The sequence below is a fragment of the Vreelandella massiliensis genome, assembly GCF_900155385.1.
GTDB classification, from domain to species: Bacteria; Pseudomonadota; Gammaproteobacteria; order Pseudomonadales; family Halomonadaceae; genus Vreelandella; species Vreelandella massiliensis.
This window is the reverse complement of the sequence record NZ_LT699745.1, coordinates 817,435-830,142: the sequence shown is the minus strand read 5'-3', so window position 1 is coordinate 830,142 and position 12,708 is coordinate 817,435. Positions and strand designations below refer to the sequence as shown.

Sequence of the window (12,708 nt, the reverse complement as noted above, 5' to 3'; positions counted from 1 at the left end):
TAATGGTTCGCCCCAGTGATCGTCAAGCCGTGTCGACGGTTCTATCGCCACGGCCTAATCCTGAAGCCAACGGGGTTAGAGCTCTTCGTCGTCGGAATCCAACGCCGTTAACTGAGCCCCAAGCTCCTGCTCGACTTCCATCGCCGATGGGTTGAGCAGTCGATCCGCGTCTTCGCGCTTGCGACGACGCTCGGCGTGGTGGGTCAAACCGGTACCCGCAGGGATCAGACGCCCCACCACCACGTTCTCTTTCAGGCCGCGCAGGTAGTCGCGCTTGCCGGTCACCGCCGCTTCGGTCAATACGCGGGTGGTCTCCTGGAAGGAGGCCGCGGAAATAAACGACTCGGTGGCCAGGCTCGCCTTGGTGATACCCAGCAGCAGACGCTGGTACTTGGCCGGGAATTTGCCCTCTTTCTCCAAGCGCGCATTCTGCTCCAGCACCCGCACCAACTCTGCCTGATCGCCGGTGATAAAGTCGGAATCGCCGGCATCGGTGATCTCGACCTTACGTAGCATCTGGCGCACGATCACTTCGATGTGCTTATCGTTGATGCCCACACCCTGCAGGCGGTAAACGTCCTGTACCTCTGCCGTAATGTACTTGGCTAGCTCCGCGACACCCAGCAAGCGCAGGATATCGTGAGGGTTGCTCGGCCCGTCGGAGATGACTTCCCCCTTCTCAACGCTCTCCCCTTCGAAGACCGCGATTTGACGCCACTTCGGGATCAGCATTTCGAACGGATCGCCATCTTCAGGCGTAATCGTCAAGCGGCGCTTGCCCTTGGTCTCTTTACCAAAGCTGATGACGCCGCTGATCTCGGCCAGAATCGCCGACTCTTTGGGTTTGCGCGCCTCGAACAGATCCGCCACGCGCGGCAGACCCCCGGTGATGTCCTTGTTGCTCGACGCTTCGACCGGAATACGGGCGACCACTTCACCGACACCGATGGTCGCGCCATCATCGACGGAAATGATCGACCTGCCCGGCAGCAGGTATTGCACCGGGGTATTCGAGCCCGACACCGCCACGTACTCGCCGGCGGCGTCTTTGAGCATGATCATCGGACGTTTATCGCGCCCCGCCATCGGCCGCGCCGCCGACTCAATCACCTCAATCGAGGAGAGGCCGGTCATCTCATCGACGCTACGGTGCATGGTCACACCCTCGTCGAGATCGACAAACTGCGCTTGACCTTCGACTTCGGCGACGATCGGGTGGGTGTGCGGATCCCACTTGGCCACCACGGTGCCGGCGTCCACGACATCGCCGTCGCGCACGGAGAGCTCGGCACCGTAGGGCAGCTTGTAGTACTCGCGCTCGCGGCCATGCTCATCGGCCACGGCCAAGGCGCTGGAGCGCGATACCACCACCAGCTTGCCATCGGCACGCTCAACGTGCTTGATGTTGTGCAGGCGCACCTTACCGCCGTGCTTAACCTGAACGCTGTCCACCGCCGAGGAGCGCGACGCCGCGCCACCGATGTGGAACGTCCGCATGGTCAGCTGGGTACCCGGCTCACCGATGGACTGCGCGGCGATAACGCCGACGGATTCCCCGATATTCACCTGATGACCCCGCGCCAGATCACGGCCATAACACGCCGAGCAGACACCGTGCGACGTATCACAAGTGATCGTCGAGCGCACGATGATCTCATCGACACCCATGGTATCCAGATCGGCGCACCACTTCTCATCGAGCAGGGTATTGCGCGGAATCAAGACCTCTTCGGTGCCGGGGTCGATCACGTCCTGCGCCACGACACGCCCCAGAACACGCTGTGACAGCGGTACGATGATATCGCCACCCTCGATAATGGGGTGCAGGGTCAAGCCGTTTTCAGTGCCACAGTCGGTCTCGGTGATCACCAAGTCTTGCGCCACGTCGACCAAACGACGCGTGAGGTAACCGGAGTTCGCGGTCTTCAGTGCCGTATCCGCCAGACCTTTACGCGCGCCGTGGGTCGAGATGAAGTACTGCAGTACGTTCAGGCCTTCACGGAAGTTGGCGACGATCGGGGTTTCGATGATCGAGCCGTCCGGTTTGGCCATCAGGCCACGCATACCCGCGAGCTGACGAATCTGCGCCGCCGAGCCACGGGCGCCGGAGTCCGCCATGATAAAGACGCTGTTGAACGAGTCTTGTTCGACCTCGTTGCCGTCGCGATCGATCACGGTCTCCTTGGAGATACCGGTCATCATCGCCTTGGCCACCTTATCGTTGGCCTTGGACCAGATATCGATCACCTTGTTGTACTTCTCGCCGGCGGTCACGAGACCCGAAGAGAACTGATCTTCGATCTCTTTGACTTCCGCTTCGGCCGCATCGACGATCTCCGTCTTGGCTTCGGGAATAACAAAGTCGTTGACCCCAATCGAGGCGCCCGACCAGGTGGCCAGACGGAAACCGGTGTACATCAGCTGATCGGCGAAGATAACGGTCGGCTTGAGCCCTGAGCGGCGATACACCTCGTTGATCAAGCCGGAGATCGCCTTTTTCTTCATCGGCTGATCAATCAGCTCAAACGGCACGCCTTCCGGCAGAATGCGGAACAGCAGCGCGCGACCCACGGTGGTGTCGTAAAGGCAACGGTGCTCGGAGCGCTCGCCGGTCTGTTCATCGACATCCACTTCGTCTAGGCGCACTTTTACCTTGGCGTGCAGCGATACCGTCTGGGTACCGAAGGCGCGCTCAACCTCATTGAGGTCCGAGAACACCATGCCTTCGCCTTTGGCGTTAACCTTTTCGCGGGTCATGTAATAGAGACCCAAGACCACGTCCTGCGAGGGTACGATGATCGGCTCGCCGTTAGCCGGTGACAGCACGTTGTTGGTGGCCATCATCAGCGCGCGGGCTTCGAGCTGTGCTTCCAGGGTCAGCGGCACGTGGACCGCCATCTGGTCACCGTCAAAGTCGGCGTTGTAGGCCGCGCACACCAGCGGATGCAGCTGGATCGCTTTACCTTCGATCAAAAGCGGCTCGAACGCCTGGATGCCCAGACGGTGCAGGGTCGGCGCGCGGTTGAGCAGCACCGGGTGCTCGCGGATCACATCGGCGAGAATGTCCCACACTTCCGGCAGTTCGCGTTCGACCATCTTCTTCGCCGCTTTGATCGTTGAGGCGTAACCCAGCGACTGCAGCTTGGAGTAGATAAACGGCTTGAACAGCTCCAGCGCCATTTTCTTCGGCAAACCGCACTGGTGCAGGCGCAAAGTCGGCCCTACGGTGATGACCGAGCGGCCCGAATAGTCGACACGCTTACCCAGCAGGTTCTGACGGAAACGCCCCTGCTTACCTTTGATCATGTCAGCCAGCGATTTCAGCGGGCGCTTGTTGGAGCCCGTGATCGCCCGGCCGCGGCGGCCGTTATCCAGCAGCGCGTCGACCGCTTCCTGCAGCATGCGCTTCTCGTTGCGCACGATGATGTCCGGCGCATTGAGGTCCAGCAGACGCTTCAAGCGGTTGTTACGGTTGATCACGCGACGGTAAAGGTCGTTGAGATCCGAGGTCGCGAAGCGGCCACCATCAAGCGGTACCAGCGGACGCAGATCCGGCGGCAGCACGGGCAGCACTTCCATGACCATCCACGCCGGCGCATTGCCGGAGTGGTAGAACGCTTCGAGAAGCTTCAAGCGCTTGGAGAGCTTCTTGATCTTGGTTTCCGAGTTGGTCTGCGGAATCTCTTCGCGCAGATGGTTGATCTCTTCTTCCAGATCGATGTCTTTAAGCAGCTCCTGCACGGCTTCGGCGCCCATGCGGGCATCGAAGTCGTCGCCAAACTCTTCCAGCGCTTCAAAGTACTGCTCGTCGTTCAACAGCTGACCACGCTCCAGCGTGGTCATGCCGGGGTCGATTACGACGAAGCTTTCAAAGTACAGCACGCGCTCGATATCCCGCAGGGTCATATCGAGGAACATGCCAATGCGCGACGGCAGCGACTTCAAAAACCAAATGTGCGCGACCGGCGAGGCCAGCTCGATATGGCCCATGCGCTCACGGCGCACGGCGGCCTTGGTGACTTCGACGCCACACTTTTCACAGATGATCCCGCGGTGCTTCATGCGCTTATACTTGCCGCACAAACACTCGTAGTCTTTCACCGGGCCAAAAATCTTGGCGCAGAAAAGACCATCCCGCTCCGGCTTAAAGGTGCGGTAGTTGATGGTCTCGGGCTTTTTCACCTCGCCGAAGGACCAGGAGCGAATCATGTCCGGCGACGCCAGCGTAATCTTAATCGCGTCAAACTCTTCGGACTGAGACTGCGATTTGAGGACTTTCACCAAATCTTTCATTTGACGGCTCCTAGCTCTCTAACTCGATATCGATGCCCAGCGAGCGGATTTCCTTCACGAGAACGTTGAAGGACTCCGGCATGCCTGCCTGCATAGTGTGGTCGCCATCCACGATGTTCTTGTACATCTTGGTGCGGCCTTCGACGTCGTCCGATTTGACGGTAAGCATCTCTTGTAGTGTATAGGCGGCGCCATACGCTTCCAGCGCCCACACTTCCATCTCACCGAAACGCTGACCACCGAACTGCGCCTTACCGCCCAGCGGCTGCTGGGTCACCAGCGAGTAAGAGCCGGTAGAACGGGCGTGCATCTTATCGTCCACCAAGTGGTTCAACTTCAGCATGTACATGTAGCCAACGGTGACCGGGCGATCAAAGGCATCGCCGGTACGGCCGTCGTAAAGCGTCATTTGACCGGAATCAGGCACATCCGCCAGACGCAGCAGGTGCTTGATTTCGTGCTCTTGGGCGCCGTCAAATACCGGTGTCGCCATCGGCACGCCGCCTTTGAGGTTTTTCGCCAGCGCGATGACTTCGTCATCAGACAGCGAACTAATGTCCTCCACGCGGGTACCCGGCGTGTTGTAGATCTCCCCCAGGAAGTCGCGGATTTCTGCCACTTGCTGTTCGCGGGCGTCGCGGAGCATGGCATCGATCTTGACGCCCAAGCCGCGGGCCGCCATCCCCAGGTGAGTCTCCAATACCTGCCCTACGTTCATGCGCGACGGTACGCCCAGCGGGTTGAGGACGACATCCACCGACTCGCCTTGCTCGTCAAAGGGCATGTCTTCGACCGGCATGATCGCCGAGATAACCCCTTTGTTACCGTGACGGCCGGCCATCTTGTCACCCGGCTGAATGCGACGCTTCACGGCCATATAGATCTTGACGATCTTGAGCACGCCCGGCGCCAGGTCATCGCCCTGGGTGAGCTTGCGCTTCTTATCTTCAAAGCGCTCGTCCATCTCTTTGCGGCGGTTTTCCAGCTGCTCATCGGCCTGAGCCAGTAGCTCGTTGTAGGTTTCATCCTGCATGCGCAGTTTGAACCACTGCTGACGCGGCAGCTCATCGAGGTACGCCTCGTCGAGCACATCGCCCTTCTTGAGCTGCGGACCGCCGTTGACCACCTGCCCTTCCAGCGTGCGCTTCAAGCGCTCGAAGGTGGCATCCTCGGCGATACGGTACGTCTCCTGCAAATCCTTACGCACCTCGTCAAGCTGCATACGCTCAATGGAGAGCGCACGTGAGTCTTTCTCGACACCGTCGCGGGTAAAGACCTGCACGTCGATGACGGTCCCTTTCATGCCGGTCGGGGCACGCAGTGAGGTATCTTTCACGTCCGACGCTTTCTCGCCGAAAATGGCGCGCAGGAGCTTCTCTTCCGGCGTGAGCTGGGTTTCGCCTTTGGGCGTCACCTTACCCACCAGGATGTCGCCCGGGCCGACTTCGGCACCGATATAGACCACACCGGCTTCGTCCAGTTTCCCTAGCGCGGACTCACCCACGTTGGGAATGTCCGAGGTGATCTCTTCCGGGCCGAGCTTGGTGTCGCGCGACACACAGGTCAGCTCCTGGATATGGATCGTGGTGAAGCGATCTTCTTGGGCGACACGCTCCGAGAGCAGAATCGAGTCCTCGAAGTTGTAGCCGTTCCAGGGCATGAAGGCGATGCGCATGTTCTGCCCTAGCGCCAAATCCCCCATGTCCACCGAGGGGCCGTCGGCGAGAATATCGCCGCGCGCCACGTCGTCGCCCGGGCGGACGATGGGACGCTGGTTCATGCAGGTGTTCTGGTTGGAGCGCACGTACTTGGTCAGGTTGTAGATATCGACCCCGGCTTCACCGCCGATGATCTCATCTTCGTTCACCCGTACTACGACACGCCGCGCGTCCACCGAATCAATCACGCCGCCACGGCGCGCCACGGCACAAACGCCGGAGTCACGCGCGACAAAGCGCTCCATGCCGGTACCCACGAGCGGCTTGTCCGCCCGCAGCGTCGGTACCGCCTGACGCTGCATGTTCGCCCCCATCAAGGCGCGGTTAGCGTCATCGTGCTCAAGGAACGGAATCAGCGCGGCCGCCACGGAGACCACCTGGCGCGGCGATACGTCCATCAGCGTGACCTGCTCCGGGCGCATAAAGGTGGTTTCACCGCGGTGGCGCACCTGTACCAGATCGTCGGAGAGCTTGTTGGATTCATCGACGGCGGCCGAGGCCTGGGCGATAACGTAATCCCCCTCTTCAATGGCCGAGAGGTGGACCACATCGTCGGTGACCTGGCTGTTCACTACTTTACGGTACGGCGTTTCAAGGAAGCCGTAGCTGTTGGTGTGGCTGTAGGTCGCCAGCGAGTTGATCAAACCGATGTTCGGGCCTTCCGGCGTTTCGATCGGGCACAGGCGACCGTAGTGGGTCGCGTGGACGTCGCGCACCTCAAAGCCGGCGCGCTCGCGGGTCAAACCGCCCGGGCCAAGCGCCGAGACACGACGCTTGTGCGTCACCTCGGAGAGCGGGTTGTTCTGGTCCATGAACTGCGAGAGCTGGCTGGAGCCAAAGAACTCTTTCACCGCCGCCGCGACCGGCTTGGCGTTGATCAAGTCCTGCGGCATCAAGCCTTCGCTTTCGGCCATGGAGAGACGCTCTTTGACTGCGCGCTCAACGCGCACCAGGCCGACACGGAACTGGTTTTCGGCCATCTCGCCCACGCAGCGAATACGGCGGTTACCCAGGTGATCGATATCGTCAACGTCACCAAAGCCGTTGCGGATATTGATCAGCTCGCGCAGCACATCGAGGATATCTTTGCGATCCAACACGCCGGAGCCGGTGTCTTCGTCGCGGCGCAGGCGGCGGTTGAACTTCATCCGGCCGACGTTGGAAAGATCGTAGCGGTCTTCGGTGAAGAACAAATTGTGGAACAGCGTCTCGGCGGCCTCTTTGGTCGGCGGCTCGCCGGGGCGCATCATGCGATAGATTTCGACCAGCGCTTCAAGCTGCGAACCGGTGGTATCGAGCTTCAGCGTATCGGAGACGAATGAACCGCAATCAAGATCGTTGGTGTAGAGCGTTTCAATGCGCGTGATACCGCCCTGCGCCATGCGCTCCAGCACTTCCGGCGTGATCTCGGTGTTACACGCAACGATCAGCTCGCCGGTCTTGGTATCGACCTGGTCTTTGGCCAGCGTTTTGCCGAACAGGTACTCCATCGGCACTTCCAGACGCTCAATGCCGGCTTTTTCCAGCTGGCGGATATGCTTCTGGGTGATGCGACGCCCCTCTTCGGCAATCACGTTACCCTCGCCATCCTTGATGTCGAAGGTCGCGGTCTCGCCGCGCAGGCGTGACGGCACAAGCTCCACAGAGAAGCCTGACTTCTCAATGTGGAACACGGTGGTTTCGAAGAACTCGTCGAGGATCTCTTCGGTGCTCATTCCGAGCGCCCGCATTAAGACCGATGCCGGCAATTTCCGGCGGCGATCGATACGCACAAAGACGTTGTCTTTGGGATCAAACTCGAAGTCGAGCCAGGAGCCGCGATAAGGAATCACGCGCGCCGAGTAGAGCAGCTTGCCGGAGGAGTGGCTCTTGCCCTTATCATGATCGAAGAACACACCGGGGCTGCGGTGGAGCTGAGACACGATAACGCGCTCGGTACCGTTGATCACAAAGGTACCGTTCTCGGTCATCAGGGGGATCTCCCCCATGTAGACTTCTTGCTCTTTGATGTCTTTGATCGCTTTGTTCGACGAGTCGCGATCATAGATAATCAAACGTACTTTGACGCGCAGCGGTGCGGAGTAGGTCACGCCGCGAAGCTGACACTCTTTAACGTCAAAGGCAGGCGTGCCAAACCGATAACTGACATATTCCAGCGCCGCGTTACCGGAGAAGCTCTCGATCGGGAACACTGACTTGAACGCCGCGTGCAGGCCAACCTCGTGGCGCTCGTCGGGCGAACGGTCTTGCTGGAGAAAGTCGTAGTAGGAATCAAGCTGGATGGCCAGCAAATAAGGCACATCCATTACTTGGGGCAGTTTGCCGAAATCCTTGCGGATGCGTTTTTTCTCAGTGTATGAGTAAGCCATCTGTTTTCCCCAGCTTGTTCACCATGGGTGACCGATGCGTGGTCATCTGCCCCGCGGGCGTTTCAGACGCAGACAGCAAGCTCCTGGAAAGGGCAGCTCGCCGTCAAAAATTCTTTAATCTGTTACAACAGAAAAAGGCCGGCAGCGGGAGTTGCCCGCCGCCAGCCGTGGAAGCTTACGCAGCGCGTAAAGCCACGAGCCACAAATTACTTGAGCTCGACGCTTGCGCCTGCTTCTTCCAGCTTCGTTTTCGCTGCTTCAGCGTCTTCCTTGGACATTGCTTCTTTGATGGTCGCCGGTGCGCCGTCAACGGCACCCTTAGCTTCCTTCAGGCCAAGGCCGGTGATTTCACGAACCGCTTTGATGACGTTAACTTTCTTGTCACCCGCAGAAGTGAGTACCAGGTCAAATTCGGTCTGCTCTTCCTCGGCAGCGGCTTCACCGCCACCCGGGCCAGCCACGACAGCGGCTGCGGCAGAAACACCGAATTTCTCTTCCATCGCTTCGATCAGCTCGACAACTTCCATCACGGACATGTCGGCGACGGCGTTGATGATATCGTCTTTGGTCAGTGCCATTGTTTCATTCCTAACTTTGCGGGAGTCTCGGCCACCCGAGGACTCAGGATTCATTGCTCGTATCAGGCAGCGTTAAGCCGCCAACAAGTGAGCGGATTTACGCCGCTTCTTCTTGCTTTTGGTCGCGCAAGGCGGCCAAAGTACGAACCAGCTTGCCAGCGGAGGCTTCTTTCATTACCGACATCAACTTGGCGATTGCCTCGTCGTAGGTCGGTAGGGTTGCCAGACGGTCGATGTCAGCAGCCGGAATCAGCTCACCTTCGTAGGCCAGCGCTTTAACTTCGAAATTCTTGTCGTCCTTGGCAAACTCTTTGAACAACCGCGCAGCAGCGCCCGGATGTTCGTTAGAGAAGGCCAACAGTGTCGGACCCACAAAACTTTCGTTCAGACACTCCCACTGAGTGCCCTCCAAAGCGCGGCGAGCCAGCGTGTTACGCACAACACGCAGCTCTACACCATTCTCACGCGCCTGCTTGCGCAGGTCGGTCATCTTGCTAACCGCAACGCCGCGAGAGTCGGCAACTACGACGGAGAGAGCGTCTTTAGCCGCTTCACTGACCTGGGCAACAATCGCTTTCTTGCCTTCAAGTGCTAGTGGCACAGTGATCACTCCTTCGTGCCGAAACCTTAAGGGCAGGTTCCGGTGGTTACCATCTCTTCTCAGCCGAAAACTGCGCCGAGAAGCCTAGGGGATGGTGCTCACCAGAAAGCGGGCTTGCTAAAAGCATCGACCAACTGGCGGCAACACCATCTGCGCAGGCGCTTGTCATTAAGTCGAGCTGAATCGCTCGACACCTGCGGTCTTTGACGGCGCCCCGCCCTGACGTTTTTTGTCCGTACGGGGACCGCAAAGTTCTTGCTCAATTGTTCTTGATAGACCAGACGCAGGCTTATAGCGCGCCTACGCCCTTCTCGACCACGCCTTAAATGTAGGCGCTGTGATCGATGGTCAAGCCCGGCCCCATGGTGCTGGACAGGGTCATCTTCTTGAAGTAAACACCCTTCGACGTGCTAGGCTTGAGCTTTTTCAGATCAGCGATCAGCGCGTCAAGGTTGCCTTTAATGGCGTCGGCGTCAAAGTCGACCTTACCCACAGTAGTGTGGATAATGCCGTTTTTGTCGGTACGGAAACGCACCTGACCGGCCTTGGCGTTTTTCACCGCGGTCGCGACGTCCGGCGTCACGGTACCCACTTTCGGGTTCGGCATCAGGCCGCGCGGACCCAGAATCTGACCCAGCTGACCGACAACGCGCATGGCATCGGGAGAAGCCACGACAACGTCGAAGTCCATTACGCCTTTTTTGACTTGCTCAGCCAAATCTTCCATGCCGACGATATCAGCACCGGCTTCTTTGGCCGCGTCGGCGTTAGCGCCCTGGGTGAAAACCGCCACGCGTACGTCTTTACCGGTGCCGTTGGGCATAACGGTAGCGCCACGTACTACTTGGTCGGATTTACGCGGGTCGACGCCAAGGTTGATCGCCACGTCAACGGACTCTTTGAAGTTGACTTTCGACAACTCAGAGAGCAGCACCACGGCTTCTTCCACCGAGTAAGACTTGTTCGGGTCGACTTTTTCGCGAATCTGCTGCGCGCGCTTCGACAATTTAGCCATGATCAGAGACCCTCCACGTTTAAGCCCATGCTGCGAGCGCTACCGGCAATGGTGCGCACAGCGGCATCGAGATCAGCAGCCGTGAGATCCGGCTCTTTGGTCTTGGCGATCTCTTCAAGCTGCTCACGGGTCACCGTACCTACCTTCTTCTTGTTCGGCTCACCAGAACCGGACTTGATACCCGCTGCCTTCTTGAGCAGCACGGCCGCCGGCGGCGTCTTGGTGATGAAGGTAAAGCTGCGATCCGAGTAAACCGTGATCACAACAGGCGTCGGCAGGCCGGGCTCAATGTCTTGAGTCTCGGCGTTAAACGCTTTACAGAACTCCATGATGTTCACGCCGTGCTGACCCAGCGCGGGGCCGACGGGCGGACTTGGGTTGGCTTTACCTGCAGCTACCTGCAGTTTGATGTAAGCCTGTACTTTCTTGGCCATGATTCACTCCAATTGGGTCCTAACGCCTTACGGCTCCCCGGTGACAACCAGCCGGCACATGGCCGGCTCGCGAAAACAGTTTCTCAACTATCTTAAATAACTACTCTTTTTCAACCTGAGAGAACTCAAGCTCGACCGGCGTTGCGCGACCAAAAATCAGCACACTCACCTGAAGGCGACTCTTCTCATAGTTAACTTCTTCGACCACACCGTTAAAGTCAGCGAAGGGCCCATCGATCACGCGCACGGATTGACCCGGCTCAAAAACGGTTTTGGGTCGCGGCTTATCGGTGCCATCTTTGACGCGACGCAGAATCGACTCCGCCTCGCGGGTCGTGATCGGCGCGGGCTTCTCTTTAGTACCGCCGATAAAGCCCATAACACGCGGCGTCTCATTAACCAGGTGCCAGGTATCGTCGGCCATTTCCATCTCGACCAGCACGTAGCCGGGATAGAACTTGCGCTCGCTCTTGCGGCGCTTGCCGTCACGCATTTCAACCACTTCTTCGGTCGGCACGAGGATTTCACCGAAGCGATCCTCCATGCCATACATCTTCACGCGCTCGATAAGCGAGCGCATGACATGCTTTTCAAAACCGGAGTAGGCGTGTACGACGTACCAACGCTTGGACATGAAAACTCCTAACCAATGACGCCGGACATCGCCCAGCTGAGAAGCGTGTCAATCAACCACAACGCCAGACCAACAACAAAAACAGCCGCCAGCACGATCGCCGTGGTCTGCACTGTCTCGGGGCGTGTCGGCCAGACCACGCGCTGAATCTCTTTTTTGGCCTCTTGCGCCAAGATAACCAGATTACGCCCTTTCGTGGTGGTCAACGCCACCGCGCCGGCCATAATGCACAGCACGACAACGCCTAGCACGCGATACAAAAGGGCCAAATCGGCAAAATAGGTGTTACCCACAATAGCAACCACCAATAGCGCTACGACCGCTGCCCACTTGAGCCCGTCATGACGCGACGGTTGCACCTCAGCGCCATGCTTTACAGGACTAGGCTTCATAAAACGAGACTCCTCAGGGTGCAGCGAACGATAAAGGAATTCTTTGAGGGCACGCCAACCTGGGGAAGGTTGGCAGGCCAGGAGGGAATCGAACCCCCAACCTGCGGTTTTGGAGACCGCTGCTCTGCCAATTGAGCTACTGGCCTGTATCGTGTTGCGCCGCTTTTTAGCTTTATCTGCCCGGCTCTACGCAACAGCGGGCGCCATAGTAGCGAAAGCACTTCTACTTGACAACCCTTTTCCACTTTTAAGCACCGCTTAAAAGCAGGGACAAAAAAAGCGAGCTCTGCTCGCCTTTATTGAAATGTGGAGCTCATGGACGGATTTGAACCGTCGACCTCACCCTTACCAAGGGTGTGCTCTACCCCTGAGCTACATGAGCAACTTACTGCACAAACCACACAAACTTGTTTGGAGCGGGCAGCGGGGATCGAACCCGCATCATCAGCTTGGAAGGCTGAGGTTCTACCATTGAACTATGCCCGCAAAACACGCTAGCAGAGCTTTCAAGTAATCAGACCCACTTGCCCGCTCAGCAACTTATGGCTGCTAGTCAGCAAATCTGGTGGAGGGGGAAGGATTCGAACCTTCGAAGCTTTCGCGGCAGATTTACAGTCTGCTCCCTTTGGCCACTCGGGAACCCCTCCGTCTGTGGCGGCACATTATGCCAGCCT

At 58.4% G+C, this 12,708-nt stretch carries 8 protein-coding genes and 4 tRNA genes; all 12 read right to left on the bottom strand.

What is annotated here, in order from left to right:
* Positions 1-75: 75 nt before the first annotated feature.
* The 12 genes from rpoC to BQ9846_RS08400 all read right to left on the bottom strand — a co-directional run bounded on the left by rpoC (position 76) and on the right by BQ9846_RS08400 (position 12,681).
* The gene (gene rpoC, locus BQ9846_RS08455; RefSeq protein WP_075880576.1) at positions 76-4,293 is read right to left on the bottom strand and encodes a DNA-directed RNA polymerase subunit beta'; all 4,218 of its coding nucleotides are present in this window, start codon (positions 4,291-4,293) and stop codon (positions 76-78) included.
* Positions 4,294-4,303: 10 nt separating this feature from the next.
* Positions 4,304-8,380 carry a DNA-directed RNA polymerase subunit beta gene (gene rpoB, locus BQ9846_RS08450; protein WP_075880575.1) on the bottom strand — a complete coding sequence of 1,359 codons (4,077 nt, stop codon included), beginning with the start codon at positions 8,378-8,380 and terminating at the stop codon, positions 4,304-4,306.
* Positions 8,381-8,586: 206 nt separating this feature from the next.
* Positions 8,587-8,958: a 50S ribosomal protein L7/L12 gene (rplL, locus tag BQ9846_RS08445; protein WP_075880574.1), complete on the bottom strand. Its 372-nt coding sequence runs from the start codon at positions 8,956-8,958 to the stop codon at positions 8,587-8,589.
* 97 nt (positions 8,959-9,055) lie between these two features.
* Complete coding sequence (rplJ, locus tag BQ9846_RS08440; RefSeq protein ID WP_075880573.1) at positions 9,056-9,559, bottom strand: 50S ribosomal protein L10; 504 nt, start codon at positions 9,557-9,559, stop codon at positions 9,056-9,058.
* 322 nt (positions 9,560-9,881) lie between these two features.
* Positions 9,882-10,574, bottom strand: a complete 693-nt coding sequence (gene rplA, locus BQ9846_RS08435) for a 50S ribosomal protein L1 (protein ID WP_075880572.1) — start codon at positions 10,572-10,574, stop codon at positions 9,882-9,884.
* Between the two features lie 2 nt (positions 10,575-10,576).
* Positions 10,577-11,008 carry a 50S ribosomal protein L11 gene (rplK, locus tag BQ9846_RS08430; RefSeq protein ID WP_075880571.1) on the bottom strand — a complete coding sequence of 144 codons (432 nt, stop codon included), beginning with the start codon at positions 11,006-11,008 and terminating at the stop codon, positions 10,577-10,579.
* Positions 11,009-11,108: 100 nt separating this feature from the next.
* Entirely contained in the window at positions 11,109-11,642 is a 534-nt protein-coding gene (gene nusG, locus BQ9846_RS08425) for a transcription termination/antitermination protein NusG (protein ID WP_075880570.1), read from the bottom strand.
* Between the two features lie 8 nt (positions 11,643-11,650).
* Positions 11,651-12,034, bottom strand: coding sequence for a preprotein translocase subunit SecE (secE, locus tag BQ9846_RS08420; RefSeq protein WP_075880569.1), 384 nt, complete (start codon positions 12,032-12,034; stop codon positions 11,651-11,653).
* 70 nt (positions 12,035-12,104) lie between these two features.
* A tRNA-Trp gene (locus tag BQ9846_RS08415) sits at positions 12,105-12,180 on the bottom strand.
* Between the two features lie 161 nt (positions 12,181-12,341).
* Positions 12,342-12,416 (bottom strand) — tRNA-Thr (locus BQ9846_RS08410).
* Between the two features lie 30 nt (positions 12,417-12,446).
* Positions 12,447-12,520 (bottom strand) — tRNA-Gly (locus BQ9846_RS08405).
* Between the two features lie 77 nt (positions 12,521-12,597).
* Positions 12,598-12,681: transfer RNA gene (locus BQ9846_RS08400), tRNA-Tyr, on the bottom strand.
* Positions 12,682-12,708 lie beyond the last annotated feature (27 nt).

Bases quoted from the DNA above. Each gene is read 5' to 3' on its own strand.
- rplA (WP_075880572.1), bottom strand. From the start codon at position 10,574: ATGGCTAAATTGTCGAAGCGCGCGCAGCAGATTCGCGAAAAAGTCGAC.
- secE (WP_075880569.1), bottom strand. From the start codon at position 12,034: ATGAAGCCTAGTCCTGTAAAGCATGGCGCTGAGGTGCAACCGTCGCGT.
- rplK (WP_075880571.1), bottom strand. From the start codon at position 11,008: ATGGCCAAGAAAGTACAGGCTTACATCAAACTGCAGGTAGCTGCAGGT.
- rpoC (WP_075880576.1), bottom strand. From the start codon at position 4,293: ATGAAAGATTTGGTGAAAGTCCTCAAATCGCAGTCTCAGTCCGAAGAG.
- rpoB (WP_075880575.1), bottom strand. From the start codon at position 8,380: ATGGCTTACTCATACACTGAGAAAAAACGCATCCGCAAGGATTTCGGC.
- rplL (WP_075880574.1), bottom strand. From the start codon at position 8,958: ATGGCACTGACCAAAGACGATATCATCAACGCCGTCGCCGACATGTCC.
- nusG (WP_075880570.1), bottom strand. From the start codon at position 11,642: ATGTCCAAGCGTTGGTACGTCGTACACGCCTACTCCGGTTTTGAAAAG.